Source organism: Streptomyces ficellus (assembly GCF_030406405.1).
In the GTDB taxonomy this organism is placed as follows: domain Bacteria; phylum Actinomycetota; class Actinomycetes; order Streptomycetales; family Streptomycetaceae; genus Streptomyces; species Streptomyces ficellus_B.
Map to the genome: position 1 here is coordinate 55801 of NZ_JAUEPL010000006.1, position 26732 is coordinate 82532.

The 26732-nt window shown below is 70.2% G+C and carries 28 protein-coding genes, 1 tRNA gene and 1 riboswitch; of the genes, 21 read left to right on the top strand and 8 right to left on the bottom strand.

What is annotated here, in order from left to right; translation table 11 throughout:
- Positions 1 to 185 precede the first annotated feature (185 nt).
- A complete protein-coding gene (locus tag QWM81_RS06445) occupies positions 186 to 2639 on the top strand; it encodes an immune inhibitor A domain-containing protein (RefSeq protein ID WP_290110610.1) in 2454 nt (817 codons plus the stop codon).
- Between the two features lie 120 nt (positions 2640 to 2759).
- On the top strand, positions 2760 to 3095 hold the full coding sequence (locus QWM81_RS06450) for a hypothetical protein (RefSeq protein ID WP_290110611.1): 336 nt from the start codon (positions 2760 to 2762) through the stop codon (positions 3093 to 3095).
- 87 nt (positions 3096 to 3182) lie between these two features.
- Here QWM81_RS06450 and QWM81_RS06455 read toward each other — a convergent pair whose 3' ends face one another.
- Both QWM81_RS06455 and QWM81_RS06460 read right to left on the bottom strand, forming a co-directional pair.
- Positions 3183 to 3782 carry an isochorismatase family protein gene (locus QWM81_RS06455; protein WP_290110612.1) on the bottom strand — a complete coding sequence of 200 codons (600 nt, stop codon included), beginning with the start codon at positions 3780 to 3782 and terminating at the stop codon, positions 3183 to 3185.
- Between the two features lie 99 nt (positions 3783 to 3881).
- Positions 3882 to 5210 (bottom strand): nicotinate phosphoribosyltransferase, encoded by a 1329-nt coding sequence (locus tag QWM81_RS06460; protein ID WP_290110613.1) that lies wholly within the window; start codon positions 5208 to 5210, stop codon positions 3882 to 3884.
- A 136-nt stretch (positions 5211 to 5346) separates the two neighbouring features.
- On the opposite strand from QWM81_RS06460, the gene clpS reads away from it, so the two are divergent.
- The 8 genes from clpS to QWM81_RS06495 all read left to right on the top strand — a co-directional run bounded on the left by clpS (position 5347) and on the right by QWM81_RS06495 (position 11366).
- Entirely contained in the window at positions 5347 to 5652 is a 306-nt protein-coding gene (gene clpS, locus QWM81_RS06465; RefSeq protein ID WP_290110614.1) for an ATP-dependent Clp protease adapter ClpS, read from the top strand.
- Positions 5652 to 6227 (top strand): DUF2017 domain-containing protein, encoded by a 576-nt coding sequence (locus QWM81_RS06470; protein ID WP_290110615.1) that lies wholly within the window; start codon positions 5652 to 5654, stop codon positions 6225 to 6227. The genes clpS and QWM81_RS06470 overlap by 1 nt, the downstream gene beginning before the upstream one ends.
- 314 nt (positions 6228 to 6541) lie before the next feature.
- Entirely contained in the window at positions 6542 to 7972 is a 1431-nt protein-coding gene (locus QWM81_RS06475) for an amino acid permease (RefSeq protein ID WP_290110616.1), read from the top strand.
- A gap of 72 nt (positions 7973 to 8044) precedes the next feature.
- A complete protein-coding gene (locus QWM81_RS06480; RefSeq protein ID WP_290110617.1) occupies positions 8045 to 8467 on the top strand; it encodes a M67 family metallopeptidase in 423 nt (140 codons plus the stop codon).
- 87 nt (positions 8468 to 8554) lie between these two features.
- Positions 8555 to 8671 carry a putative leader peptide gene (locus QWM81_RS29085; RefSeq protein WP_353938280.1) on the top strand — a complete coding sequence of 39 codons (117 nt, stop codon included), beginning with the start codon at positions 8555 to 8557 and terminating at the stop codon, positions 8669 to 8671.
- Positions 8672 to 8763: 92 nt separating this feature from the next.
- A complete protein-coding gene (locus QWM81_RS06485) occupies positions 8764 to 9042 on the top strand; it encodes a MoaD/ThiS family protein (RefSeq protein ID WP_290110618.1) in 279 nt (92 codons plus the stop codon).
- Between the two features lie 8 nt (positions 9043 to 9050).
- The gene (locus QWM81_RS06490) at positions 9051 to 10001 is read left to right on the top strand and encodes a PLP-dependent cysteine synthase family protein (RefSeq protein ID WP_290110619.1); all 951 of its coding nucleotides are present in this window, start codon (positions 9051 to 9053) and stop codon (positions 9999 to 10001) included.
- Between the two features lie 612 nt (positions 10002 to 10613).
- Positions 10614 to 11366, top strand: a complete 753-nt coding sequence (locus tag QWM81_RS06495) for an MBL fold metallo-hydrolase (protein ID WP_290110620.1) — start codon at positions 10614 to 10616, stop codon at positions 11364 to 11366.
- Positions 11367 to 11409: 43 nt separating this feature from the next.
- On the opposite strand, the gene QWM81_RS06500 is transcribed toward QWM81_RS06495, so the two are convergent.
- Positions 11410 to 12672 carry a PTS transporter subunit EIIC gene (locus QWM81_RS06500; protein WP_290110621.1) on the bottom strand — a complete coding sequence of 421 codons (1263 nt, stop codon included), beginning with the start codon at positions 12670 to 12672 and terminating at the stop codon, positions 11410 to 11412.
- Between the two features lie 211 nt (positions 12673 to 12883).
- Positions 12884 to 14170: a PTS transporter subunit EIIC gene (locus QWM81_RS06505; protein ID WP_290110622.1), complete on the bottom strand. Its 1287-nt coding sequence runs from the start codon at positions 14168 to 14170 to the stop codon at positions 12884 to 12886.
- Positions 14171 to 14368: 198 nt separating this feature from the next.
- Between QWM81_RS06505 and QWM81_RS06510 the strand changes: the two genes are divergently transcribed.
- The 4 genes from QWM81_RS06510 (at position 14369) to rdgB (ending at position 16588) form a co-directional block, all read left to right on the top strand.
- Complete coding sequence (locus QWM81_RS06510; RefSeq protein WP_290110624.1) at positions 14369 to 14602, top strand: PTS sugar transporter subunit IIB; 234 nt, start codon at positions 14369 to 14371, stop codon at positions 14600 to 14602.
- A gap of 83 nt (positions 14603 to 14685) precedes the next feature.
- A complete protein-coding gene (gene rph, locus QWM81_RS06515) occupies positions 14686 to 15417 on the top strand; it encodes a ribonuclease PH (protein ID WP_290110626.1) in 732 nt (243 codons plus the stop codon).
- 164 nt (positions 15418 to 15581) lie between these two features.
- Positions 15582 to 15965, top strand: coding sequence for a hypothetical protein (locus tag QWM81_RS06520; RefSeq protein WP_290110628.1), 384 nt, complete (start codon positions 15582 to 15584; stop codon positions 15963 to 15965).
- 20 nt (positions 15966 to 15985) lie between these two features.
- Positions 15986 to 16588 (top strand): RdgB/HAM1 family non-canonical purine NTP pyrophosphatase, encoded by a 603-nt coding sequence (gene rdgB / locus QWM81_RS06525; RefSeq protein WP_290110630.1) that lies wholly within the window; start codon positions 15986 to 15988, stop codon positions 16586 to 16588.
- A 54-nt stretch (positions 16589 to 16642) separates the two neighbouring features.
- Here the strand turns inward: rdgB and QWM81_RS06530 are convergent.
- The 3 genes from QWM81_RS06530 to bcp all read right to left on the bottom strand — a co-directional run bounded on the left by QWM81_RS06530 (position 16643) and on the right by bcp (position 18928).
- A tRNA-Leu gene (locus QWM81_RS06530) sits at positions 16643 to 16726 on the bottom strand.
- A gap of 48 nt (positions 16727 to 16774) precedes the next feature.
- Entirely contained in the window at positions 16775 to 18256 is a 1482-nt protein-coding gene (gene proP, locus QWM81_RS06535) for a glycine betaine/L-proline transporter ProP (protein WP_290110631.1), read from the bottom strand.
- Between the two features lie 204 nt (positions 18257 to 18460).
- Entirely contained in the window at positions 18461 to 18928 is a 468-nt protein-coding gene (gene bcp, locus QWM81_RS06540; protein WP_290110632.1) for a thioredoxin-dependent thiol peroxidase, read from the bottom strand.
- A gap of 129 nt (positions 18929 to 19057) precedes the next feature.
- On the opposite strand from bcp, the gene QWM81_RS06545 reads away from it, so the two are divergent.
- From QWM81_RS06545 to QWM81_RS06555, 3 genes are all read left to right on the top strand, one after another.
- Positions 19058 to 19378, top strand: a complete 321-nt coding sequence (locus tag QWM81_RS06545; protein ID WP_290110635.1) for a DUF3618 domain-containing protein — start codon at positions 19058 to 19060, stop codon at positions 19376 to 19378.
- A 49-nt stretch (positions 19379 to 19427) separates the two neighbouring features.
- Positions 19428 to 19766: a GroES family chaperonin gene (locus QWM81_RS06550; RefSeq protein WP_290110637.1), complete on the top strand. Its 339-nt coding sequence runs from the start codon at positions 19428 to 19430 to the stop codon at positions 19764 to 19766.
- Positions 19767 to 19834: 68 nt separating this feature from the next.
- Positions 19835 to 19901: riboswitch (guanidine-III (ykkC-III) riboswitch) on the top strand.
- Between the two features lie 39 nt (positions 19902 to 19940).
- A complete protein-coding gene (locus QWM81_RS06555; protein WP_290110639.1) occupies positions 19941 to 20261 on the top strand; it encodes a DMT family transporter in 321 nt (106 codons plus the stop codon).
- On the opposite strand, the gene QWM81_RS06560 is transcribed toward QWM81_RS06555, so the two are convergent.
- Entirely contained in the window at positions 20239 to 22428 is a 2190-nt protein-coding gene (locus tag QWM81_RS06560; RefSeq protein ID WP_290110641.1) for a transglycosylase domain-containing protein, read from the bottom strand. The genes QWM81_RS06555 and QWM81_RS06560 overlap by 23 nt on opposite strands.
- A gap of 224 nt (positions 22429 to 22652) precedes the next feature.
- Here QWM81_RS06560 and QWM81_RS06565 point away from each other — a divergent pair, with 224 nt between their 5' ends.
- The 4 genes from QWM81_RS06565 to QWM81_RS06580 all read left to right on the top strand — a co-directional run bounded on the left by QWM81_RS06565 (position 22653) and on the right by QWM81_RS06580 (position 26730).
- Complete coding sequence (locus tag QWM81_RS06565) at positions 22653 to 23453, top strand: ABC transporter permease (protein WP_290110643.1); 801 nt, start codon at positions 22653 to 22655, stop codon at positions 23451 to 23453.
- Positions 23454 to 23484: 31 nt separating this feature from the next.
- The gene (locus QWM81_RS06570; protein ID WP_290110773.1) at positions 23485 to 24249 is read left to right on the top strand and encodes an ABC transporter permease; all 765 of its coding nucleotides are present in this window, start codon (positions 23485 to 23487) and stop codon (positions 24247 to 24249) included.
- An 8-nt stretch (positions 24250 to 24257) separates the two neighbouring features.
- Positions 24258 to 25226, top strand: coding sequence for an ABC transporter ATP-binding protein (locus QWM81_RS06575; protein ID WP_290110645.1), 969 nt, complete (start codon positions 24258 to 24260; stop codon positions 25224 to 25226).
- 214 nt (positions 25227 to 25440) lie between these two features.
- Complete coding sequence (locus tag QWM81_RS06580; protein WP_290110647.1) at positions 25441 to 26730, top strand: DUF445 domain-containing protein; 1290 nt, start codon at positions 25441 to 25443, stop codon at positions 26728 to 26730.
- Positions 26731 to 26732 lie beyond the last annotated feature (2 nt).

Consider the following 26732-nt stretch of genomic DNA (forward strand, 5'->3'; position numbering starts at 1 on the left):
GGGCCGCCGCACTGTTCGCCATCCGGATCGGCCTGTTCGCATAGAGCACTTGGCCTGTGCAAGTCAAGATCTGTCTTTTCGCGTCATTCTCCGGTCGAATGTCGTCACTTGTGGCGCGACACCGCACGCGGATATCACTTCGACCCCCCATCCGCGATTCGCGGGCGCGGGGAGGACAAGATCAAGTGACCAGCAGACGACGTGCGTTCAGAGCGTCCGCGGTGCTCGTGGCCCTGGCAGCCACCGCCGCGACGGCCTCGGCGCTCAGCACGGCCCAGGCCGACGACCGCCCCACCGGCGCCATCGAGCGCCATGACCCGGCGCCCGGCGCACACGACGAGGGGCACGGGGCCCCCGGACACGACCACGCCGCCGGGGTCGACCACGACCTCGACGGCCCGTTCAGCAAGCAGCGGGCGCAAGCGCGCGAAGCGGCGCTGGAGCAGGTACTGGCCGGCGACCTCACGGTGGAGCGCAGGGGTGCCTCCAAGGTCGTCAAGCTCGACGACAAGAAGTACGTCGAGCTCGGCCGCGAGAAGACCGACAAGATCTTTACGATCCTGGTCGAGTTCGGCGACAAGGTCGACAACACCACGCTCATCGACCGCGCGGACGACGAGACCGACGAGCTCAAGCCGAAGTTCGGCGGCACGCCGGGCCCGCTGCACAACCAGATAGCCGAGCCGGACCGTACGAAGGACAACTCGACGGCCTGGCAGGAGGACTACAACCAGCGGCACTTCCAGGACCTGTACTTCGGCACCGGCAAGGACGAGAAGACCGGTCAGCAGAAGCAGTCCCTGAAGACCTACTACGAGAAGACCTCCTCGGGCCGCTACTCGGTCGACGGCGCGGTCTCCGACTGGGTCAAGGTCGAGTACAACGAGGCCCGTTACGGCTCGAACTACTGCGGCAACAGCAACTGCTCCAACGTGTGGGACGCGGTCCGTGACGGTGTGACCGCCTGGACGGCGCAGCAGAAGGCGGCCGGCAAGACCGACGCCGAGATCAAGGCGCAGCTGGCCCAGTACGACCAGTGGGACCGCTACGACTTCGACGCCGACGGCAACTTCAACGAGGCCGACGGCTACATCGACCACTTCCAGATCGTCCACGCCGGAGAGGACGAGTCCGCGGGCGGCGGCGCCCAGGGCGGCGACGCGCTGTGGGCCCACCGCTGGTACGCCTACGGCACCGACGCCGGCAAGACCGGCCCGGCGCACAACAAGGCCGGCGGCACCCAGATCGGCGACACCGGCATCTGGGTCGGCGACTACACGATGCAGCCCGAGAACGGCGGCCTCGGCGTCTTCGCCCACGAGTACGGCCACGACCTGGGCCTGCCGGACCTGTACGACACCTCCGGCAAGGCGGGTGCCGAGAACTCGACCGGCTTCTGGTCCCTGATGTCCTCCGGCTCCTGGCTCGGCACCGGCAAGGACTCCATCGGCGACCTGCCCGGCGACATGACCGCCTGGGACAAGCTCCAGCTCGGCTGGCTCAACTACGAGAAGGCCAAGGCGGCGACCACGTCCAAGCACACGCTGGGCGTCGCGGAGTACAACACCAAGAACCCGCAGGCGCTCGTCGTCGAGCTGCCGAAGAAGAAGGTCACCACCGCGGTCGTGAAGCCCGCCGAGGGCTCCAAGCAGTGGTGGAGCGACATGGGTGACGACCTCAAGAACACCCTCACCCGCTCGGTCGACCTCACCGGCAAGGCCGCGGCCCAGCTGACGCTCGACGGCTGGTGGGACATCGAGAAGGACTACGACTACCTCTACACCGAGGTGTCCACCGATGGCGGCAAGCAGTGGACGGCGCTGGCCGGCACCGCCAACGGCAAGGCCATCCCCACCGACGCCAGCGGCGCCCCGGCCCTGACCGACGTCTCCGGCTCCTTCCAGAAGCTCGTCTACCCGCTGGACGCGTACGCCGGCAAGAAGTTCGACCTCCGCTTCCGTTACCAGACGGACGGCGGCGCGGGCGGCAAGGGCTTCACCGCCGACAGCATCACGCTGACCGCCGACGGGGCCCCGGTCTTCTCCGACAACGCCGAGGGCGACGACAACGGCTGGACCGCGAAGGGCTTCTCGCGGATCGGTGAGTCCTTCACCAACGAGTACGAGCAGTACTACATCGCCGAGAACCGCCAGTACGTCTCGTACGACAAGACCCTCAAGGTCGGCCCGTACAACTTCGGCTTCGCGGCGCCGATGGACAGCTGGGTGGAGCACTACCCGTACCAGACCGGCCTGATGGTCTGGCAGTGGGACACCTCCCAGAAGGACAACAACACCGCCGTCCACCCCGGCTCCGGTCTGATCCTGCCGGTCGACGCCCACGCCACGCCGCTGAAGTGGGCGGACGGGACGCTGCTGCGCAACCGCATCCAGTCCTTCGACTCGCCCTTCAGCCGGTACGCGACGGACACCTTCACGCTGCACAAGGCGGGGACGCCGCTGCGGATCGCCTCGCACGCCGGCAACCCGGTCTTCGACGACCGCAAGGGCGTCTACTGGTACGCCGACAACCCGCGGGCCGGCGTCAAGGTAACTGACACCAACACCAAGATCTCGATCGTCAAGCAGCCGAAGAACGGCCGGACGATCACGGTCCAGGTCGGACCCTCGGCGAAGTAACCACATCGCCGCAGGTCAGAGCATGATCGGCCGTCGCCCCCTAGCGGGCGGCGGCCGATCGTGTTTAGGTGCGTGGTGCACGTCCTTATTGACACAGCGTCCCAGGGGGAGTGGTTTCGCATGCCCGGTGGAGGGTTTTGCAAGTTGCCAGGCGGCAGCGTGGTCGTCGCGCTCGGCCTGCCCAACCCGGCCGGCGACGGCTCCACGGTCCGCGTCCTGGTCCACGCGGGCAACCGCGCCCGCGCCCTGACCCGGCTGCGGAACCTGGGCCTGCGCGCGGTCTACCTGCGCGGCAACACCCACCCGCCCACGCCGGACGAGATCACCGCGGTGCTCCACCACCCCGACGGCCTGCTCTGGCGCACGGTCCCGGAGACGCACACCGAGCTCTGGCACCCCATACGCGCCCTGCTTCCCCAGCCCCGGATCTGGGGCACGCCCAGACCCGCGTCGTAGGCCCGGAAGGCCCCGCAAGCGCCCGGGAAAGGCCCTAGAAGGCCCGTCCTGGGCCCGGGAGGCCGGCCCTGGGTCCGGGAGCCGGTATCAGGCCGGGCCCTGGACGAGCGGCTTGCCGGTGAGTTCGACGCCCGCCTCGCGGAGCTCGTCCAGCGCCCGCAGGGTCGTCTCCTCCGACACGCCCGCCGTCAGGTCCAGCAGCACCTGGGTGCGGAAGCCCTCCCGGGCCGCGTCCAGCGCCGTGGCCCGCACGCAGTGGTCGGTGGCGATGCCCACCACGTCCACCTCCGTGACCCCGCGCTCCCGCAGCCAGTCGGCCAGCGGGACGTCGTTCTCGTCGGTGCCCTCGAAGCCGCTGTACGCGGCCGTGTACGCGCCCTTGTCGAACACCGCGTCGATGGCGCCCGACGCGACGGTGGGGGCGAAGTTCGGGTGGAAGCCCACACCCTCCGTACCGGCCACGCAGTGCTTCGGCCACGACCTGACGTAGTCGGGGTCATCCGAGAAGTGGTCGCCCGGGTCGACGTGGTGATCACGGGTGGCCACCACGTGCTGGTAGACGGCGCCGGCGGCCTCGCCGACCAGGTCCGTGACGGCGGCGGCGACATCCGCGCCCCCCACCACCGGGAGGCTGCCGCCTTCGCAGAAGTCATTCTGAACGTCGACGACGATCAATGCGCGGTGCATGGCGGTTGTCCTTCGGTGGGGGAGCGGTTGTGGGGGTCGGTTTCGAGCCTAGAGACTTACCCGTCCCGGCGGGAGGGGGCATCGCCCCGCCCTCCGGCCTCAGACGTACTCCGTCGGAATGACCGCCTCGCCCCGCGACAGCTGGATCGCCGACATCGGCAGCCCCGCACGCGCCGCGATGTGCCGCTCCCGGGGCACGTCCAGGGGCTCGCGGGCCACGACCTCGCCGCCCTTGATCAGCTCGACCAGCAGCTGCCGGCCGGCGAGCTCCGGCGGGAGGGGCCCGGTGCCGACGACCTCCGCCTCCGCCACCCCGTCCGCGTCCACCCGCCGCGCGGCCCACTTGCGGCCCCCGATCGACATCTTGCCGCCCAGTGACTTCTTCGCCACCGGCCGCAGCGGGGCCCTCGGGTCCGCCGACTCGGCGCGCGCGACGAGCTTGTAGACCATCGAGCAGGTCGGGTGGCCGCTGCCGGTGACCACCTGCGTACCCACCCCGTACGCGTCGACCGGCGCCGCGGCCAGCGACGCGATCGCGTACTCGTCCAGGTCCGAGGTGACCACGATCTTCGTGTCGCGCGCCCCCAGCTCGTCCAGCTGCTGGCGCACCCGGTGCGCGACCAGCAGCAGGTCGCCGGAGTCGATGCGCACCGCGCCCAGCTCGGGTCCGGCCACCTCCACGGCGGTACGCACCGCCTCGGCCACGTCGTAGGTGTCGACGAGCAGCGTCGTACCGCGGCCCAGGGAGTCCACCTGGGCGCGGAAGGCGTCCCGCTCGGTGTCGTGCAGCAGCGTGAAGGCGTGCGCGGAGGTGCCGACCGTGGGGATGCCGTACCGGAATCCGGCGGCCAGGTCGGAGGTGGAGGAGAAGCCGCCGACGTACGCGGCACGGGCCGCGGCGACCGCGGACAGCTCGTGCGTGCGCCGGGCGCCCATCTCGATCAGCCGCCGCCCGCCGGCCGCGGCGGACATCCGCGACGCGGCGGCCGCGATCGCCGAGTCGTGGTTGAGGATCGACAGGATCACCGTCTCCAGCAGGACGCACTCGGCGAAGGAGCCCTCGACCCGCAGGATCGGCGAGCCGGGGAAGTACACCTCGCCCTCCGGGTAGCCCCAGACGTCCCCGCGGAAGCGGTACTCCTCCAGCCAGGAGAGCGTCGGCTCGTCGACGATGCCGCGCTCGCGCAGGAAGCCGAGGACGCCCGCGTCGAAGCGGAAGTTCTCCACCGCGTCCAGGACGCGGCCGGTGCCGGCCACGACGCCGTAGCGCCGCCCGTCCGGCAGCCGCCGGGTGAAGACCTCGAAGACGGACCGCCGCTCGGCCGTCCCGGCCCGCAACGCCGCCTGGAGCATGGTCAGCTCGTACTGGTCGGTGAAGAGCGCGGTAGACGGCACGTCCACCGGCAGCCCAAGATCCGCAGCATTCATATGAGAAATGCTACCGCCCATACTCGTCAGAGTGACGATTTCGGCGCGTCGCAGGCCCCGTTCCCGGCCGCCGGGCGCGCTCGCCGTCCGCGCCCCGTTTGTGCGACCCCCCACCCTCAGTGGCAGCATTGGCTAAGTGAGTGTTGCTCCCGCAGAGATCGAACGCACCGAAGCGGCCGAAGAGAGTTCCGCCGTCGTGGAACCCGACGTGCCGTGGGTGACGATCGTCCACAACGATCCGGTCAACCTCATGAGCTACGTCACCTACGTCTTCCAGACGTACTTCGGCTACTCCAAGGACAAGGCGCACAAGCTGATGCTGGACGTGCACCACAAGGGCCGGGCCGTGGTCTCCAGCGGCACCCGCGAGGAGATGGAACGGGACGTGCAGGCCATGCACGGTTATGGGCTGTGGGCGACCCTCTCCCAGGACCGCAACTGATGAGCGGGCACTTCGAGGCGCTGCCCGGCGGCGGCGCGGCCGTACCGCTCGACGAGGTCGAGATCTCCATCCTCCGCTCCCTGGCCGTCCAGCTCCTGGAGCTCATCGGCCCCGGCGACGTACCGCCCAAGGGCGAGGACCCGCTCGCCGAGCTGTTCCGCGAGGGTCCGAGCGAGCCGCCGGCCGACCCCGCGCTCGCCCGCCTCTTCCCCAACGCGTACGCGGACGAGGACGAGGAGTCGCGCGCCGCGTCCGCCGAGTTCCGCCGCTACACGGAGAACGACCTGCGGACCCGCAAGCGGGAGGACGCCCTCGCCGTCGTGCGGAGCCTCGACGCCTTGGACCCGGCCGGGGACGGCGGCGCGGTCCTCAAGCTGACGCCCGAGGACGCCCGCCACTGGCTGGGCGCCCTCAACGACCTCCGGCTGACCATCGGCACCCGGCTGGAAGTCAGCGACGAGGACGACAACGACGAGCTGTACCGGCTGCCGGACTCCGACCCGCGCAAGCCGATGGTCATGGCGTACCTCTGGCTGGGCGCGTTGCAGGAGACCCTTGTCGAGACCCTTATGTGACGCCTTCGTGATCTTCGTCCGCCCAGCGGACGGTCAAATCCGTATAACGATCAGACCATCAAGACGTCCCCCTTTGTAGTCAACAGGGGAGTTTGTCCGCTTTTTCCTGTGGCCCCGGCCACAGGCGCCTTCGCCGATCACCGGGGCGGCCGTGATAGATCTTCACGATCGCCCGGACAACGCCACCCCTGTTTCCGGGTGCGCTCCGGCCGGCAGACCGCCGGCGGCACTCCATCCATATCCGGGGGGATCAGGACCTGATCCGCGGCCGCAACGCATTCGGCGCGGATCAGCGTGGAGAAAGGCGCACAACCATGACCTCAGTGCAGGTCGACAAGCAGCACGACGGCAGTGAGGCCGCGGGAACCGCATCCGGCGAGGGTGAGGGCTATCAGCGGGGCCTCGGCGCCCGTCAGATCCAGATGATCGCGATCGGCGGGGCCATCGGCACCGGGCTCTTCCTCGGCGCGGGCAAGGCCATCTCCAAGGCCGGCCCGAGCCTGATCCTGGCGTACGCCATCGCCGGCCTCGTCATCTTCTTCATCATGCGGGCCCTGGGCGAGCTGCTCATGTACCGCCCCGTCTCGGGCTCCTTCTCCGAGTACGCCCGTGAGTTCGTCGGCCCCTTCGCGGGCTTCGTCACCGGCTGGACGTACTGGCTCTTCTGGGTCGTCACCGGCATCACGGAGGTCACCGCGGCGGCCACGTACATGACGTACTGGTGGAACATCCCGCAGTGGGTCTCCGCCCTGGTCTTCACGGTCATCCTGTACGGCGCGAACCTGATCTCCGTGAAGCTCTTCGGCGAGCTGGAGTTCTGGTTCTCGATGGTGAAGGTCACCGCCATCATCGGCATGATCCTCATCTGCGCCGGCATCCTCACCATCGGCTTCTCCGACGCCGGGGACACCGCCTCCATGACCCTGCTGTGGTCCGAGGGCGGCTTCTTCCCCCAGGGCATCGGCGGCACCGTGATGACCCTGCAGATCGTGATGTTCGCCTTCCTCGCGGTCGAGCTGGTCGGCGTCACCGCCGGCGAGTCCAAGGACCCGAAGGTCACCCTGCCCAAGGCCATCAACACCGTCCCGTGGCGTATCGCCGTCTTCTACGTCGGCGCGCTGATCATGATCCTGTCGGTCGTGCCGTGGACGCACTTCAAGCCGGGCATCTCGCCGTTCGTCGCCGCCTTCGAGCAGATGGGCCTGGGGGTGGGCGCCGCGATCGTGAACTTCGTGGTGCTGACCGCCGCGCTGTCCTCCTGCAACTCGGGCATGTACTCCACCGGCCGCATGCTGCGCGACCTCGCGCTCAACGGCCAGGGCCCGAAGCTCTTCACCCGGCTCACCAAGAGCGGCACCCCGCTGATCGGCACCACCTTCTCGGCCGGCCTGATGCTCGTCGGCGTCTGGATCAACTACCAGTGGCCGGGCGACGCCTTCGACAAGGTCGTCTCCTTCGCGACCATCTCCGGCATGTGGGCCTGGATCATGATCCTGGTCTCGCAGATCCGCTACCGGGCCAAGGCCGACCGCGGCGAGCTGCCGCAGTCCGAGTTCAAGGCCCCCGGCGCCCCGTTCACCAGCTGGTTCGCCCTGCTGTTCATCTTCGGCGTCATCGTGATGATGGGCATCGACAAGGAGGCGCGGGTCTCGCTGTACTGCGCCCCGCTGTGGGCCCTGATCCTGGGTGTCTCCTACCTGGTGCTCAAGGCGCGCAACCCGGAGAACGCCGCGTTCAAGCGCTGACCCCGTCCAGCATGTGGGCCCGCCCGTACCAGCACTCGGTACGGGCGGGCCCGTCTGCTTATCCTGATGCGCATGCTGACCATCACACGGGCTCTGTACGACCAGATCGTCGCGCACGCGCGCGAGGACCACCCGGACGAGGCCTGCGGCGTGGTCGCGGGCCCGGCCGGCACGGGGCGCCCCGAGCGGTTCATCCCGATGCTCAACGCGGCGCGCTCGCCCACGTTCTACGAATTCGACTCGGGCGACCTGCTGAAGCTGTACCGCGAGATGGACGACCGCGACGAGGAACCGGTCATCGTCTACCACTCGCACACCGCCACCGAGGCGTACCCCTCCCGCACCGACGTCTCGTACGCCAACGAGCCCGGCGCGCACTACGTGCTGGTCTCCACCGCCGACACCGACGGCGCCGGACCCTTCCAGTTCCGGTCGTTCCGCATCGTCGACGGCGAGATCACCGAGGAAGAGGTCGAGGTCGTCGAGGCGTACTGACGGTCCCGTCCCGCATCGTGGGCCAAAATCGTCCACCATGCGATATCACACTCCGGATACCCGACCGGGAATCGATACGATGACCGCATGGTTTCCATCGACGTGAGCGAACAGACGCCGGGCACCGTGCTGCTCGTCGCGCGGCTGCACGTCGACCTGTGCCGCCTCGCCAGCGCGATGTGTCCGCGCCGCGCCGCCCTCTGAGCGCACCCGGCACCACCCCCGCACCGCCGCGCACCCCGTCCGTGCGCGCCCGCAGCACGCCCGTCCTCCGCCCTCCGACAGGAGCCCACGCCATGGCCATCGAGGTCCGCATCCCGACCATCCTCCGCACCTACACCGGCGGCGCCAAGGCCGTCGAGGGCAGCGGGGACACCCTCGCCGACCTCTTCGCCGACCTCGAGACCCGGCACGCCGGCATCCAGGCCCGCATCGTCGACGGCGACCAGCTGCGCCGCTTCGTGAACGTCTACCTGAACGACGAGGACGTCCGCTTCCTCGACGGCATCTCCACCAAGCTGGCCGACGGCGACAGCGTCACGATCCTCCCGGCCGTCGCCGGCGGAATGCGCTGAGCGCCCCGATGCGTTACGACAGCCCCCTCGCCGCGGTCGGCAACACGCCGCTGGTCCGGCTGCCGCGCCTGTCCCCCTCGGACGACGTACGCATCTGGGCCAAGCTGGAGGACCGCAACCCGACCGGCTCGATCAAGGACCGCCCGGCCCTGCACATGATCGAGCAGGCGGAGAAGGACGGCCGGCTCACCCCCGGCTGCACGATCCTCGAACCCACCAGCGGCAACACGGGCATCTCGCTCGCGATGGCGGCCAGGCTCAAGGGCTACCGCATCGTGTGCGTGATGCCCGAGAACACCTCCCAGGAGCGGCGCGAGCTGCTCACCATGTGGGGCGCCGAGATCATCCCCTCCCCGGCCGCGGGCGGCTCCAACACCGCCGTACGCGTGGCCAAGGAGCTCGCCGCCGAGCACCCCGACTGGGTGATGCTCTACCAGTACGGCAACCCCGCCAACGCGGGTGCGCACTACGCCACCACCGGGCCGGAGATCCTCGCCGACCTGCCGTCCATCACGCACTTCGTGGCGGGCCTCGGCACCACCGGCACCCTCATGGGCGTCGGCCGCTACCTGCGCGAGCACAAGCCGGACGTCAAGATCGTCGCCGCCGAGCCGCGCTACGACGACCTGGTGTACGGCCTGCGCAACCTCGACGAGGGCTTCGTCCCCGAGCTGTACGACGCGTCCGTCCTCACCACCCGCTTCTCGGTCGGCTCGGCCGACGCGGTGACCCGCACCCGCGAACTCCTCCAGCAGGAGGGCATCTTCGCGGGCGTCTCGACGGGCGCGGCGCTGCACGCGGCGATCGGCGTCGGCAAGAAGGCACTGAAGGCCGGCGAGCCGGCCGACATCGTCTTCATCGTCGCGGACGGCGGCTGGAAGTACCTGTCGACAGGCGTCTACACCGCGCCGACGACCGAAGAGGCCATCGAAACCCTCCAAGGCCAACTCTGGGCCTGACGCCCCGGGGCGGTACCGCGCCCCCGGAGCCCGGCCCTCGTGCGACCACGGCCCGCACTCGGCGTACGGCCGGGGTGGGGCCGTGCCCCTGGAGCCCGGCCCTCATCCGACCACGGCCCGCACCCGGCGTACGCCGGGGTGGAACCACGCCCCTGGAGCCCGGCCCTCATCCGACCACGGCCCGCACCCGGCGTACGGCCGGGGTGGGGCCGTGCAGGGTCGTCCCCGCAGGGGGGTGGGGGTCCCCCCTGCTCGAGCGAAGCCGAGAGCTTGGGGGAGGCGAAGCAGGGGCTCCCATCCACGAGACCCAAGGCCGCCGTCCCCGAGGAGACGAGCCCGGAGGGGCCCCGCCCCCACCCACCGGCCCACGCCGCCACCGCGGCCCGCCGCGCACTCCCCCCACCGCGCCCCCGGCCCACGCCCCCCCACCCCGCCCCAGCGCACCCCCCTCGCCCTCCCCCCGGCGCCCGAACCGGTGACAGCACAGGTGAGTTGCCCCACACAGAGGCACTGCGAAGGAGCGCCCCGCCCCGCCGCGCCTTACGCTCGGTAAACCGCACGACCTCCCCTGTCAGCGCCTGCCCGGCTTCCGTCCACGGAGGTTCACGCTCCATGAAGCTCACCGTCGTCGGCTGCTCGGGGTCGTTCCCGTCCGCGGAATCGGCCTGTTCGAGCTACCTCGTTGAGGCCGACGGCTTCCGGCTGCTCCTCGACATGGGCAACGGCGCCCTGGGCGAGCTGCAGCGCCACATCGGTCTGTACGACCTGGACGCGATCTTCCTCAGCCATCTGCACGCCGATCACTGCATCGACATGTGCGGGTACTTCGTCGCGCGCTACTACCGCCACGAGGGCGGCCGCTGCCCGGCGATCCCCGTGTACGCGCCGGACGGCGCCGAGCAGCGGCTGACGACGGCGTACGCGGACACCCCGTCCGACACGTCGATGAGCGAGGTGTTCGACTTCCACACGCTCAAGCCCGGCTCCTTCCAGGTCGGCCCGTTCCAGATCCGTACGGAGAAGGTGTGCCACCCGGTCGAGGCGTACGGCTTCCGCATCGAGCACGCCGGGAAGTCGCTCACGTACTCCGGTGACACGGGTGTCTGCGCCGCGCTCGACGAGCTGGCCGCGGGTGTCGACCTGTTCCTGTGCGAGGCGTCCTTCACGTACGGCAAGGAGGACATCCCGGCGCTCCACCTCAACGGCCGCGAGGCGGGGGCCCACGCGGCGCGTGCGAGCGCCAAGCGGCTGGTCCTCACGCACATCCCGCCGTGGACGGACGGCGAGCGCAACCTCGCCGACGCCCGCGCGGTGTACGACGGCCCGTCGGAGCTCGCGTACGCGGGAGCCGTGTACGAGGTGTGAAAAAGGCCCCCGGGTGACCGGGGGCCTTCTCGGTGGTGCTCGCTTACTTGGCTTCCGCCTTCTGGAGTTCAGCCAGCTCCTCGTCGGACTCGCGGCCCGGCGTCGGGAGGTTGAACTTGGTGATCGCGAAGCGGAAGACCACGTAGTAGACCGCCGCGAAGCACAGGCCCACCAGGGCCAGGCCCCACGGGTTGGACGCGATGCCCAGGTTGAGGACGAAGTCGACCGCGCCGGCGGAGAAGCCGAAGCCGCTCTTCATGCCGAGCGCCCAGGTCAGCGCCATGGAGACACCGGTCAGCACCGCGTGGATCGCGTACAGCACCGGGGCGATGAACATGAACGTGAACTCGATCGGCTCGGTGACACCGGTGACGAAGGACGTCAGCGCCAGCGAGAACATCATGCCGCCGACGACCTTGCGCCGCTCGGGGCGGGCGCAGTGCACGATCGCGAGGCACGCGGCCGGGAGGGCGAACATCATGATCGGGAAGAAGCCGGTCATGAACTGTCCGGCGGTCGGGTCACCGGCGAGGAAGCGGCCGATGTCGCCGCTCTTGCCCTCGTACGAACCGGCCTGGAACCAGGGGAAGCTGTTCAGCAGGTGGTGCATGCCGACCGGGATCAGCGCGCGGTTGGCGACACCGAAGATGCCCGCGCCGACGGCGCCGGAGCCGACCAGCCACTCACCGAGGTTGTGCAGGCCCGTGCCGAGGACCGGCCAGATGTAGCCGAAGACGATGCCGATGATTAGGCCGGCGAAGGCGGAGAGGATCGGGACGAGACGGCGGCCGCCGAAGAAGCCCGCCCAGTCGGGCAGCTTGGTGCGGTAGAAGCGCTGGTAGAGCAGCGCGACGACGATGCCCATGACGACACCGCCGAGCACCTTGGCGTCGACCGGCGCCTCATTCATGACGATCTTGTTGTCGACGACCTCGGCGACCTTGGGCAGGTTCGGGTCGGTGAAGGTCCCCAGGACGTGCTTGAAGACCAGGTAGCCCGCGACGGCGGCGAGCGCGGTCGAGCCGTCCGACTTCTTGGCGAAGCCGATGGCGATGCCCACGGCGAACAGCAGCGCCATGTTGTCGAGGATGGCGTTGCCACCCGCGGCCATGAACCCCGCGATCTTGGTGATGAACGCCGGGAACGACTCGCGGCCGAGCATGTCGTCGTTCCCGAGCCGGACCAGCAGCGCGGCGGCCGGCAGCACGGCGACCGGCAGCATGAGGCTGCGGCCGATGCGCTGGAGCACGGCCATCACGCCGGCGCCCTTCTTCTTCTCCGCCGCGGGGGCGGTGGCGGTGGACATCACGTTCCTCCAGGTGGGCAAGGCGCCGCCCGGGGACATTGAGGTAATGGGGGGGACGGCGGCGTCTCGGGAAACGCGGCGCGACGCCGCGTGGTCTACACCACTAGCTGGTGTAGACCTGTTGTAGCACGGTGAGGGTTCGATAAGGAACTTGCGATTCGGTAACGCCGGAGGGGCCCCGGAATCGGGGCCCCTCCGGGTAAGTGGGCGGCTACGGCTTGGTGACGTCCGTCTCCGCTTCCTCCGGTTCGCGGCCCGGTGTCTTGAGGTCGAACGTGGTGATCGCGAAGCGGAAGACCACGTAATACACCGCCGCGAACGCGAGCCCGATCGGGATGATCAGCCACGGTTTCGTCGCCAGGCCCCAGTTGATGACGTAGTCGATCAGGCCGGCCGAGAAGCTGAAGCCGTCCTTGACCCCGAGCGCCCAGGTCACCGCCATCGAGACACCGGTGAGCACGGCGTGGATCGCGTACAGCACAGGGGCCACGAAGAGGAACGAGTACTCGATGGGCTCCGTGATGCCGGTGACGAACGACGTCAGGGCGACCGACAGCATCAGGCCGCCGACCTCCTTGCGGCGCTCGGGCCTGGCGCAGTGAGTGATCGCCAGCGCCGCCGCCGGGAGGGCGAACATCATGATCGGGAAGAAGCCGGTGGTGAACTGCCCCGCGTCCGGGTCACCCGCCAGGAACATGTTGATGTCACCGTGCACGACCGTGCCGTCCGGCTTGGTGTAGGTGCCGAACTGGAACCAGATCGGCACGTTCAGGAACTGGTGCAGGCCGATCACCAGCAGCGCCCTGTTGGCGATGCCGAAGAGGCCCGCACCCCATGCGCCAAGGTCCACCAGCCAGTCGCTGAAGTTTTCCAGCCCCTCGCCGATCGGCGGCCAGATCCACAGGCACAGCGCGGCGAAGGCGATCGCGACGAACGACATGATGATCGGGACGAGCCGGCGGCCGTTGAAGAAGCCGAGCCAGTCGACCAGCTTCACCCGGTGGTAGCGCTGCCAGAACCACGCCGTCAGCAGACCCATGACGATGCCGCCGAAGACGCCCGGATTCTGGTACGTGTACGCGGCGAAGGTGTCGTTCGCGGCCAGGCAGCCGCCCCCGACGTCCCTCGTGCCCGCCGGGCAGTCCTTGGGGAACGCGTGCAGCACCCCCCGGTACACCAGGAACCCCGCCACGGCCGCGAGCGCCGTCGAGCCGTCCGACTTCTTGGCCATGCCGATCGCGACGCCGACGCAGAACAGCAGCGGCAGCCCGAGGTCGCTGTCCAGCAGCGCGCCGCCCGCCCCGGCCATCACTCTGGCGACGTTGGTCCAGTTCAGCCCGTCCGCCCCGAACACGTCCGGCTGGCCCAGACGGTTGAGGATGCCCGCCGCGGGCAGGACGGCGATGGGCAGTTGAAGGCTGCGGCCCATCTTCTGCAACCCCTGGAAGGCCCCCGCCCACCGCTTCGGCTTCGGCGCTGCCGCACTCTCGGAGCTCATCGGCGTCCTCCTCCCGGGACACTGGTGTAGACCAGTTGCGCTATGGTGGGCGCTGGTGATCGTCATCCTTCGGTACAACCGGGTTATGCGCCCGCGAAGATGGGCCAACCGTGCGTTACCGTGACGAAAGACCTAGGTGGGCCGAGCAGCGCTCAGTGCTCTCGAACGCTCAGTGCTCTTGAACGCAGGGAGAATGACATGGCCAGCAAGGCTGAGAAGATCGTCGCCGGGCTCGGTGGCATCGACAACATCGAAGAGGTCGAGGGCTGCATCACCCGCCTGCGGACCGAGGTCAACGACCCCGCCCTCGTCGACGAGGCCGCGCTGAAGGCCGCCGGCGCCCACGGCGTCGTGAAGATGGGCACCGCCATCCAGGTCGTCATCGGTACCGACGCCGACCCGATCGCCGCCGAGATCGAAGACATGATGTGAGCCTGGCTGACCGCTCTCACCCGTGAGGGGCCCGTTCCGGTACCGGAACGGGCCCCTCACGCATCGGGGACTAGGCTCATCACATGTCTCGAATCGACGGCCGCACCCCCGAACAGCTCCGCCCGGTCACCATCGAACGCGGATGGAGCAAGCACGCCGAGGGCTCCGTCCTCATCTCCTTCGGCGACACCAAGGTCTTCTGCACCGCATCCGTCACCGAAGGCGTCCCGCGCTGGCGCAAGGGCAGCGGCGAAGGCTGGGTCACCGGCGAGTACTCGATGCTGCCCCGCTCCACCAACACCCGCGGCGACCGTGAGTCGGTACGCGGCAAGATCGGCGGCCGCACGCACGAGATCTCCCGCCTCATCGGCCGCTCGCTCCGCGCCGTCATCGACTACAAGGCCCTCGGCGAGAACACCATCGTCCTCGACTGCGACGTCCTCCAGGCAGACGGCGGCACCCGCACCGCCGCCATCACCGGCGCGTACGTCGCCCTCGCCGACGCCGTCGCCTGGGCACAGCGCAACAAGCTCGTCAAGGCCGGCCGCAAGCCGCTGACCGGCACCGTCGCCGCCGTATCCGTGGGCATCGTGGACGGCACGCCGCTGCTCGACCTCTGCTACGAGGAGGACGTCCGCGCCGAGACCGACATGAACGTCGTCTGCACCGGCGACGGGCGCTTCGTCGAGGTCCAGGGCACGGCCGAGGCCGAGCCCTTCGACCGCAAGGAGCTCAACGCCCTCCTCGACCTCGCCACCGGCGGCTGCGCCGACCTCGCCGCGCTCCAGCGCGAGGCGCTCGGCACCGCGCTCTAGCGAGACCGCGGCCACCGCGGCAACCACGGCCGCGTTCGACGGCGTCTCTACGCACGCGGGCGTACGGATCACCCCGTACGCCCGTCCACACCCTCGCCCGCCCCACCCAGCCCCACCCCGTCCCGACACCGCTCCACCCCGTCCCGACTCCGGAGGACCCGCCCATGCGCCGACGCCGCACCGCCGCTCTCGCCGCCGCCACCGCAGTGCTCGCCCTCACCGGAGCCGTCGGCTGCGCCGCGCTCGACAAGGGACTGGACTGCGTCCGGACCGCCGACGCCATCGCCACCAGCGTCGACAAGCTCAGCCGGGCCGTCTCCGGCGCCGCCGGCGACCCCACCCAGCTGAACGAGTCCCTCAACGAGATCGAGCGGGAACTGTCCACCCTCAAGGGCACCACCGACAACGCCGACCTCTCCAAGGCCGTCGACGACCTCGGCAAGGGCGTCCAAAGCGTCCGCACCGCCGTCGAGAACGGTGACACGACCCCGGACATCGCGCCCGTGACCGACGCCGCCGCCGAGGTCGGCAAGGTCTGCACCCCGTGAGCCCCGGGATACTGGGGGGCATGACCCGCCTGATCCTCGCCACCCGCAACGCCGGGAAGATCACCGAACTGCACGCGATCCTCGCCGACGCGGGCCTGGCCCACGAACTCGTCGGCGCGGACGCCTTTCCCGAGGTGCCCGACGTCAAGGAGACCGGCGTCACCTTCGCCGAGAACGCGCTCCTCAAGGCCCACGCCCTCGCGCAGGCCACCGGCCTGCCCGCCATCGCCGACGACTCCGGCCTCTGCGTCGACGTCCTCGGCGGCGCGCCCGGCATCTTCTCCGCCCGCTGGGCGGGCCGGCACGGCGACGACAAGGCCAACCTCGACCTCCTCCTCGCCCAGCTCGCCGACATCGCCCCGCCGCACCGCGGAGCCCACTTCGCCTGCGCGGCCGCCCTGGCGCTGCCCGGCGGCACCGAACGTGTCGTCGAAGGCCGCCTCACCGGCACGCTGCGCCACACCCCCTCGGGCACGAACGGCTTCGGCTACGACCCGATCCTCCAGCCGGACGGCGAGACCCGCACCTGCGCCGAACTGACCCCCGCGGAGAAGAACGCCATCAGCCACCGCGGCAAGGCCTTCCGCGCCCTGGTCCCGGTCATCCGCGAACTGGTCGGCTGACTCACGCAGTTACGCCGAAGGGCCGCCCCGCGTACGGGACGGCCCTTCGCCGCGTGCGGCCGGAGGGACTTGAACCCTCACGGGTGTTACCCCACTGGGACCTAAACCCAGCGTGACTGCCAATTCCACCACGGCCGCGTGCGCGCCCCATCGTAGTGGGCCGCCCGCCGCCATTCGACGCCCCCGTCAGAACTTCGGCTCCGGGGCCTGGGCCATGACCAGTTCCGCGGCCTCTTCCTTGGTGCAGACGGAGGGCGGCGAGCCCGCCAGCGGGCGGCGGGCCGTCTCCTTCATGCAGGCGACGGCGATCACCCCCACCAGGGCCGCCGCCATCGCGTAGTAGGCGGGCATCATGTCGTCGCCCGTGGCGCTGATGAGCGCCGTGACGACCAGGGGTGTGGTGCCGCCGAAAAGGGAGGCGGAGATGTTGTAGCCCACCGACAGGGAGCCGTAGCGGACCTGGGTCGGGAACAGGGCGGGCAGCGCCGCCGACATGGTGCCCAGCAGGCACACCAGCGAGAGGCCGAGCATCAGCATGCCCGCCGACACCGCCACCAGGCTGCCCCGCTGGACCAGCAGGAAGGCCGGGACGGACAGCAGGAGGAAGCCGAGCATGCCGGTCATCAGCAGGGGCTTGCGGCCGAAGCGGTCGTTCAGCCGGCCCACCTGGTTGATCAACAGCATCAGGATCACCATGGTGCCCAGCAGGATCAGCAGGCCGTGCGTCTCGGTGTAGTGCAGCTCGTCGGAGAGGTAGGTCGGCATGTACGACAGCAGCAGGTAATGGGCGATGTTGTACGCGCCGACCAGCGCCACGCACAGGATCAGCGTCGGCCAGTGGTCGCGGAAGATCTTCGCCAGGTCCCCCGTGGCGGACGTCTCCACGGTGTCGGCCGCCTCGGACGCGGTCGCGGACTCGTTCTCCAGCTTCTGGAACGCCGGGGTCTCGTCCAGCTTCAGCCGCAGGTAGAGGCCCACCAGTCCCAGCGGACCCGCCACCAGGAAGGGGACCCGCCAGCCCCAGTCCTCCATGGTCGCCGTGCCGAGCGCGGCCGTCAGCGCCGTCACCAGGCCGGCCGCGCCGATGTAGCCCGCCAGCGTGCCGAACTCCAGGAAGCTGCCGAAGAAGCCGCGCCGCTTGTCGGGGGCGTACTCGGCGATGAAGGTCGACGCGCCGCCGTACTCCCCGCCCGTCGAGAACCCCTGGACCAGCCGGAACAGGATCAGCAGCACCGGCGCCCAGAAGCCGATCGAGGCGTACGAGGGGATCAGCCCGATCGCGAAGGTACCGACCGCCATCATGATCATCGTCAGCGCCAGGACCTTCTTGCGCCCGATCCTGTCACCCATGGGACCGAAGACCATGCCGCCCAGCGGCCGGATCAGGAACGCGACGGCGAAGGTGGCGAAGGCGGACAGCAGCTGGACCGTCTCGTTCCCGGACGGGAAGAAGACATGGCCGATGGTGACGGCCAGGTAGCTGTAGATGCCGAAGTCGAACCACTCCATGGCGTTGCCGAGCGAGGCCGCCTTCACGGCCCGCTTGACCGCCGCCTGGTCGGTGACGGTGATGTCCGAGCGCCGCAGCTTGGGGTTCTTCCGCCGCTGGATGGTGCGGAAGAGCAGACGGTGTCGCCGGATCGCCGCTGGATCGGCTTTGGCCGCCATGGGCAGGGTCCTTTCCCTGGACTTTCTCGAGCTGAATCCAAGGGGGACGCCTGCTCGTGCCTGGCGTTGGCAAACCGAAGCCCCGGTGGATGGGACTTCGGTCACACGGCGGCCGACTGGGACGGCAGGGCGGCAGGGCCGGCTGGGACGGCGGGACTGACAGAGCCGTCAGAGCCGTCAGAGCCGTCAGAGCCGTCAGAGCCGTCAGATGCCGAGATCCTTGATGATCTTCGCTACGTGGCCGGTCGCCTTTACGTTGTACAGCGCGCGCTCGACCTTGCCGTCCTCGTCCACCACGACCGTCGAGCGGATCACCCCGGTGACCGTCTTGCCGTACAGCTTCTTCTCGCCGAAGGCGCCGTACGCGGTCAGGGTCTCCTTCGAGGGGTCGCCGACCAGCGTGACCTTCAGGTCTTCCTTCTCGCGGAACTTCGCCAGCTTCTCGGGCTTGTCCGGCGACACGCCGATCACGTCGTAACCGGCGCCCGCCAGCAGGTCGAGGTTGTCGGTGAAGTCGCAGGCCTGCTTGGTGCAGCCGGGCGTCAGCGCGGCCGGGTAGAAGTAGACGATGACCTTGCGGCCCTTGTAGTCCGCGAGCGAGACGTCGTTGCCGTCCGCGTCGGGCAGGGTGAAGGCGGGGGCGGTGTCGCCGGGCTGCAGTCGCTCGCTCATGGTTGCTGACTCCTCGGGAGGGTGGGGCGTACGCGTTCAGAGCCTAATGGGGGTCTGTGACACTGGGCGGGGCGTCGAGCTGACAGACTGTCCGGTACGGATTCTCGACAAGATCACGGAGGCAGCGCGGTGTCGGATGCCAGGACCCCTGCGCAGATCGAGGCGGACATCGTCCGCCGGCGCGAGCAGCTCGCCGTCACTCTCGACGAGATCGGTGTGCGGGTGCACCCCAAGACGATCATGGGGGACGCGAAGGCCAAGGTCGCGTCGACGATCGACCACACCGCCGGCCGGGCCTTCGTCGCGGTGAACCGCGCCGTGAGCGAGGTGAAGGCGCGGTTCGTGTCCGAGGACGGCGCCCCCCGCCTGGAGCGCGTGGTGCCGGTGGCGCTGCTCGCGGTCGGCGTCGTCGGCCTGGTCGCCGTGTCCGCGCGCAGGCGCAGGGGCTGAGCCCGACCCTTCGGCGTGCACGCCGCGCCGGGGCAGGTAAGTTCATGGCGTGAGCGAGAACACCCACGACAAGCTGCCCATCCGGATGCTGCACGACCGCGTGCTGGTCCGGAACGACACCCCCGAGGGCGAACGGCGTTCGGGCGGCGGCATTCTGATCCCGGCGACCGCCGCCGTCGGCCGCCGCCTGGCCTGGGCCGACGTGGTCGCGGTCGGTCAGAACGTACGGACCGTGGAGCCCGGCGACCGGGTGCTGTACGACCCCGAGGACCGCGCCGAGGTCGAGGTGCGGGGCGTGGCGTACGTACTGATGCGCGAGCGCGACCTGCACGCGGTCGCGGCGGACCGTTTCGAGGGCTCCGAGGACTCCACCGGCCTGTACTTGTAGGCCGGCGGCTGGCGAGCAGCGCGCGTACGAAAGGCCTGGTGGCGGACGTCACCAGGCCTTTCGTCGGTGTTTTGCTACGGTGGAGGGACCCCGACGAGACGCGCCGTACCGGGTTGTACGCAAAGACGACGCACCCCCTTTGTTCGTACGTCCTCGCGTCTCGGAGGTGCCGTCATGGCCTGGGTTCTGTTGCTCGTCGCCGGTCTGCTGGAGGTGGGCTGGTCGATCGGGATGAAGTTCACGGACGGCTTCACGCGGCTGTGGCCCAGCCTGCTGACCGGCGCCGGGATCGTCGCCAGCATGGTGCTGCTGTCGCAGGCCGCCAAGACCCTGCCGATCGGTACGGCGTACGGCGTGTGGGTCGGCATCGGCGCGGCCGGTGCGGCGGTGGTCGGCATGGTGGCGCTGGGTGAGCCCGCGACGGCCGCCCGGATCTTCTTCGTCTGTCTGCTGCTGGTCGCCGTGGTGGGCCTCAAGGCGACGTCCGGGCACTAGGACGGTCGGCGGGCGCCGGACCGCCCGGACGGCCCGGCCCGTCGTAGCCGTCGTACCGCGTGCTCTCCCTGAAGTCGTAGCCGTCCTGCCCCCACGGACCGGACGGGTCCGAGGAGCCGTCCGGCCACGGCTTGTCCCGCTCCTCCGCGCCGTCCGCGAGCACCAGGTCGAAGTTCCGTACGGCGCTGCCCTCCAGCGCGGTACGCGTGTAGTCGCCCCAGATCTGCGCGGGCGCCCCGCCCCCGTTCGTGCGAGGCTGCCCCAGCGCCCCGTACAGCGATTTCTGCGCGCCCGTGTCCGGGTCCTGGCCCATCACCGTGACGACGGTCGCGAGGTCCGGGGTGTATCCCGCGAACCAGGCCGCCTTGTCGTCCTCGGCCGTGCCGGTCTTGCCGGCCGCCGGGCGCGCGGCCGTCTGGGCGGCGGTGCCGGTGCCGTCCTCGATGACGCCGCGCAGCATGGCCGTGGTGGTGTCGGCGGCCTCCCGGCTGATGACCTGCTTGGTCTGCCGGGCGGGCAGGGCCAGTTCGGCGCCGTCCCTTTGGACCTTCTCCACCAGCGTGTACGGCGTGTGCTTGCCGTGGTTGGCGAGCGTCGCGTACGCCTGGGCCATGTCCAGGACGCTGGCGGTGGCGGGACCGAGCGCGATGGAGGGGGAGGGGTTCAGGTCGGGGGTGTCGGCGGGCAGGCCCAGGTCGATGGCGGTCTGCTCGACCTTGGCGGGGCCGACGTCGACGGCGAGCTGCGCGTAGACGGCGTTGACGGACTTGTCGGTGGCGTCCCGGACGCTGATGGGGCCGTAGTCCATGTCGTCCTCGTTGCCCGGCGCGTACGGGGCGCCGGTCCAGCCCTGCACCTGCCGCTTGTTGGTGCCGTCGTAGACGGTGTTGGGCGTGATGCGCTTGCCGTCCTGCGTCTTGGAGCCGTTGTGGACGGCGGCGGCGAACACGAACGGCTTGAAGGTGGAGCCGACCTGGTAGTCGCGGCGGGTGGCGTTGTTGACGAACTGCCGGGTGTAGTCGACGCCGCCGTACATCGCGACCACCTTGCCGGTGGCCGGGTCGATGGACACGCCGCCGACGCGTACGTAACGGTCGGTCTGGTTGCCGTCGTCGAGCTGCGACATGACCTGGTCGTCAACGGCCTTGGCGAGGGACTCCTGCTTGTTCTGCTCCAGGGTGGTGGTGATCCGGAAGCCGCCCTGGGCCAGGGTCTTCCTGTCGATGACGTCGTGGCGGGTGAGGTAGTCCTCGACGGCCTGGACGATGTAGCCGCGCTGGCCGGACAGGCCGGTGGTGGCCGTGGCCTCCTCCGGGTCGGGGAAGGCGGTGGCGGCGCGGGCGGCGGGGCTGAGCCACTTCTCCTTGACCATGGCGTCCAGTACGTACGTCCAGCGGCCGATCGCCTTGGCGCGGTTCTCGGGGCGGCCGGCGACGTCGTACGCGCTGGGGGCGTTGAGCAGCGTGGCGAGGTAGGCGCCTTGACCGGTCGTCAGGTCGTGGGCGTCCTTGCCGTAGTAGGCGCGGGCGGCGGCCTGGATTCCGTAGGCGTTGCGGCCGTAGAAGCTGGTGTTGAGGTAGCCCTCGAAGATGGCGTCCTTGGTCTTCTCCCGGTCGAGTCTGATCGAGATGAAGAACTCCTTCACCTTCCGGACGAGGGTCCGTTCCTGCCCGAGGTAGTAGTTCTTGACGTACTGCTGGGTGATGGTGGAGCCGCCCTGGGTGCCCTTGCCGGTGAGGGTGTTCCAGGCGGCGCGCAGCATCGCCTCGGGGTCGACGCCGGGCTGGGAGTAGAAGTCGCGGTCCTCGGCGGCGAGTACGGCGTGCCGCACGGTGTCGGGGACCTGGGAGAGCCGCACGTTCTCGCGGTTGACGTCACCCTTCTGGGCGAGCGGGGTGCCGTCGCGGTACAGGTACACGTTGGACTGGGCCGTGGCGGCGGCGTTGGCGGGCGGGATGTCGACCAGGTGGTAGCCGGCGAAGAAGCCGGCGATCAGCAGCAGGGCGGTGAGGAGGAAGCCGCCGAGGACCATCCGCCAGGTGGGCAGGAGCCGCCGCCAGCCGGTGCGTTTCCTGCGCGAGGAGGAGGCGCGGGCGGCTTTGCGGGGCGGCCCGGCGACGGTCGGGTCGCGGGGCTTCCAGGCTGGCTGCGATGGCTCGTCGCTCATGGTCGGTCTCCGGCCTGTTCCGTGTCGTGTGCGGTGCGGCAGCGTCTCCGCGTCGCATGCGCGGCGTAATACGCCTTATGTGGCGATTTGGTGCATTCCCCTCATAGTGCACGGCCCACCCGCCCAACCCCGGCAACGGCAGCCGAAAACCGGTCGCGCGCGTGGATCACGGAGGGCTAGGCTCCCCGGCTTTGGCACTGGCGGGTGGCGGGAGGAGCGCGGGGATGCGGCTGTACGCGGCCGTGGCGGCGGGTGGGTTCCGGCGCTACGCGACCTACCGGGTGGCGACCGCCGCCGGGGTGTTCACCAACACCGTCTTCGGCTTCATCCTGGCGTACACCTATATAGCCCTCTGGGACGAGCGGCCACGGCTCGGCGGCTACGACATGCCCGAGGCGCTCGCCTATGTGTGGATCGGACAGGCGCTGCTGGCGACCTGCGGACTGATGGGCGGTGGCTTCGAGGACGAGCTGATGGAGCGCATCAAGACCGGTGACATCGCCGTCGACCTGTACCGGCCGGCCGACCTCCAGATGTGGTGGCTCTCCGTCGCCCTGGGGCGGTCGGCCTTCCAGGCGCTCGGGCGCGGCGTCGTACCGATGGTCGTCGGGGCGCTCGCCTTCGACATCGCGCTGCCCGAGCGGCCGGTGACCTGGCTCGCCTTCCTGGTGTCGGTCGCGCTGGGGGTGGTGGTGAGCTTCGCGGTGTGGTTCTTGGTCGCGCTGAGCGCGTTCTGGCTGATGGACGGGGCGGGGGCGGTGCAGCTGGCGTGGCTGTCGGGGCTGTTCTTCTCGGGGACGCTGCTGCCGCTGACCGTCTTCCCCGGTGCGCTGGGCGAGGTGGCCCGGGTCCTGCCCTGGTCCTCCCTGCTCCAGATCCCGGCGGACGTCTTCCTGGAGAAGCGGACCGGCTGGGGCCTGCTGGGCGCGTACGCGTTCCAGGCCGGCTGGGCGCTGGTGCTGCTGGCGGCCGGGCGCGCCGTGCAGCGCGTGGCAACGCGACGGGTGGTGGTGCAGGGTGGGTGAGGGGCTGCGCGCGTACGGGCTGATCGCCGCCATGTGGGTGCGGTCGACCATGACGTACCGCTTCTCGTTCGCCATGACGCTGCTGTCGAACTTCTCCGCCACCGCGTTCGACTTCGTCGTGATCCTGCTGATGTTCGGTCAGGTCGAGGGCCTGGGCGGGTTCTCGTTCGCCGAGGTGGCGTTCCTGTACGGGACGGCCGGCACCGCCTTCGGGCTCGCCGACCTGGCGCTCGGCCAGGTCGGGCGGCTCGGCAAGCGGGTGCGGGACGGGACGCTCGACACGCTGCTGGTACGGCCGGTGCCGGTGCTGGCGCAGGTGGCGGCGGACCGGTTCGCGCTGCGGCGGCTGGGACGGGTGACGCAGGGGCTGGTGGTGCTGGTGTGGTCCCTGTTCCTCATCGATGTGGCGTGGACGCCCGCGAGGGTGGTGCTCGTGCCGGTGATGGTGCTGGGCGGCGGGCTCATCTTCTCGGCGGTGATGGTGGCCGGGGCCGCGTTCCAGTTCTTCGCGCAGGACGCGGCCGAGGTCACCAACTCGTTCACCTACGGCGGCAACACGCTGCTCCAGTACCCGCCGTCCATCTTCGCCGCCGACATGGTCCGGGGCGTGGTGTACGTGGTGCCGCTGGCCTTCGTGAACTGGGTGCCGGCGCTGTACGTGCTCGGGCGCGACACGCCGGCCGGGCTGCCGGGGTGGGCGGCGTTCGCGTCGCCGGCGGTGGCGGTGGTGTGCTGCGCGGCGGCGGGGCTGGCGTGGCGGGTGGGGGTTCGTTCGTACCGGAGCACAGGGAGCTGACCGTTTTCGTGGACACCGACTTCATCGAGCTGGACGGCGTCGAGAAGGTCTTCGACGTACGCCGCAAAGTGGGACGCCTGCGGCGCGCAAGACGCCAGGTGCGGGCGGTCGACGGGATCAGCTTCCGTGTGCCGCGCGGCGAGATGGTCGGCTACATCGGGCCCAACGGCGCCGGCAAGTCGACCACCATCAAGATGCTGACCGGCATCCTGACCCCCAGCGGCGGCCGGCTGCGTGTGGCGGGCATCGACCCCGCCCGGGAGCGGACCCGGCTGGCGCGGCGTATCGGGGTGGTGTTCGGGCAGCGTACGACGCTGTGGTGGGACCTGCCGCTGCGCGACTCCTACCGCCTGGTCCACCGGATGTACCGGATCCCCGACGCCCGCTTCCGGGAGAACCTGGAGCGCTGCGTGGACCTCCTGGACCTGGGCGAGCTGCTGGAGGTTCCGGTACGCCAGCTGTCGCTGGGCCAGCGGATGCGCGGCGACATCGCGGCGGCGCTGCTGCACGACCCGGAGGTCCTCTACCTCGACGAGCCGACGATCGGCCTGGACGTCATCTCCAAGGCGAAGGTGCGGGACTTCCTCCGGGACCTGAACGCCGAGCGCGGTACGACGGTGCTGCTGACCACGCACGACCTGACCGACATCGAGCAGCTGTGCAAGCGCGTGATGGTCATCGACCACGGGCGGCTGATGTATGACGGGCCCCTGGGCGGTCTGCACGAGGTGGGCGAGAGCGAGCGCACGCTCGTGGTGGACCTGGACCGCGAGCTCCCGCCGATCGCGGCGGACGGTGCGCGGGTCGTGCGCGTGGAGGGCCCGCGCCAGTGGCTGGCGTTCCCCGCCGCGCGTTCGGCGGCGCCCCTGGTGGCGCGGATCGCGGCACAGTACCCGCTGGTGGACCTGTCGGTACGGGAACCGGACATCGAGACGGTGATCGCGAAGATGTACGCGGAGAAACGCGGCCGGGCCTGACGGCGGACGGGGGACGGCGGACGGGGGACGGCGGACGGGGGACCGGTACGGCCTGGGCGTCCCGTCAGGCATACGGGAACTTGGCGTGCGGCTGGGGAGTACCTGAGGTAGGGACTAGGGAGTGTCCACGACGTGGCGTCGTCCGCCCGCAGGCGGGCAGGCGGGCAGACGGGACTTTGTGGACAGAACGTATGCGCGCGGACGGGTGGAGCGGATGAACCATACGAAAACCTCGCTGGTCGCCTTCTCGTACACGGCCGCGGACGAGGAGAAGCGCCGCGGCGTCCGCCGGATGAAGCTGACGGCGACCGGCCTGCTGCTCCTGGTGGCCCTGATCTACGTCGCCGCCACCTGGGCGCGGAACGCCGGCGTGGGCGGCTGGCCCGGTTACGTGGCGGCGGCGGCCGAGGCGGGCATGGTGGGCGCGCTCGCGGACTGGTTCGCGGTCACGGCGCTCTTCCGGCGCCCGATGGGCCTGCCCATTCCGCACACGGCGATCATCCCGACGAAGAAGGACCAGCTGGGCGCCTCGCTGGGCTCGTTCGTCGGCGAGAACTTCCTCTCCTCGGAGGTCGTACGCGCCCGGCTGCACGCCCTCGGCATCGGCGGCCGCCTCGGCGCCTGGCTCGCCGACCCCGCGCACGCCGACCGGGTCACGGCCGAGCTGTCCACGGCCCTGCGCGGCGCGCTGACCGTGCTGCGGGACGCGGACGTCCAGGCGGTGGTGGGCGAGGCGATCACGCGGCGGGCGGAGGCGGCGGAGATCGCGCCCGGGGTGGGCAAGACGCTGGAGAAGGTCGTCGCCGACGGGGCGCACCACGGGGCCGTCGACCTGATCTGCACCCGCGCCCACGACTGGCTGATCCTGCACGCCGACTCGATCATGGACGCGGTCCAGGGCGGCGCCCCCGGCTGGACGCCCCGCTTCGTGGACCGGAAGGTCGGCGAGCGGGTCTACAAGGAACTGCTGCGCTTCGTCACCGAGATGCGCGACATGCCCGCGCACCCGGCGCGGGCCGCGCTCGACCGGTTCCTGACGGACTTCGCGGCCGATCTCCAGGCCGACACGGACACCCGGGCGCGGGTGGAGCGCCTGAAGTCGGAGCTGGTGGCCCGCCCGGAGGTGCAGGACATCATCGCGTCGGCCTGGTCCTCCGTACGCGCCATGATCATCTCGGCGGCGGAGGACGAGCGCAGCGAACTGCGCCTGCGCGCCCGCGCGTCCCTGATCTCGCTGGGCGCCCGGCTGGCCACCGACGGCCGGCTCCAGTCGAAGGTGGAGGGCTGGGTCGAGGACGCGGCGGTGTACGTCGTCACCACGTACCGCGCCGAGATCACCTCGCTGATCAGCGACACGGTGGCGAGCTGGGACGCGGACCAGACGTCGAAGAAGATCGAGGCCCACATCGGCCGTGACCTGCAGTTCATCCGTATCAACGGCACCGTGGTCGGCGCGCTGGCGGGCCTGCTGATCTACACGGTCTCCCACGCGCTGGGCGGGTGACC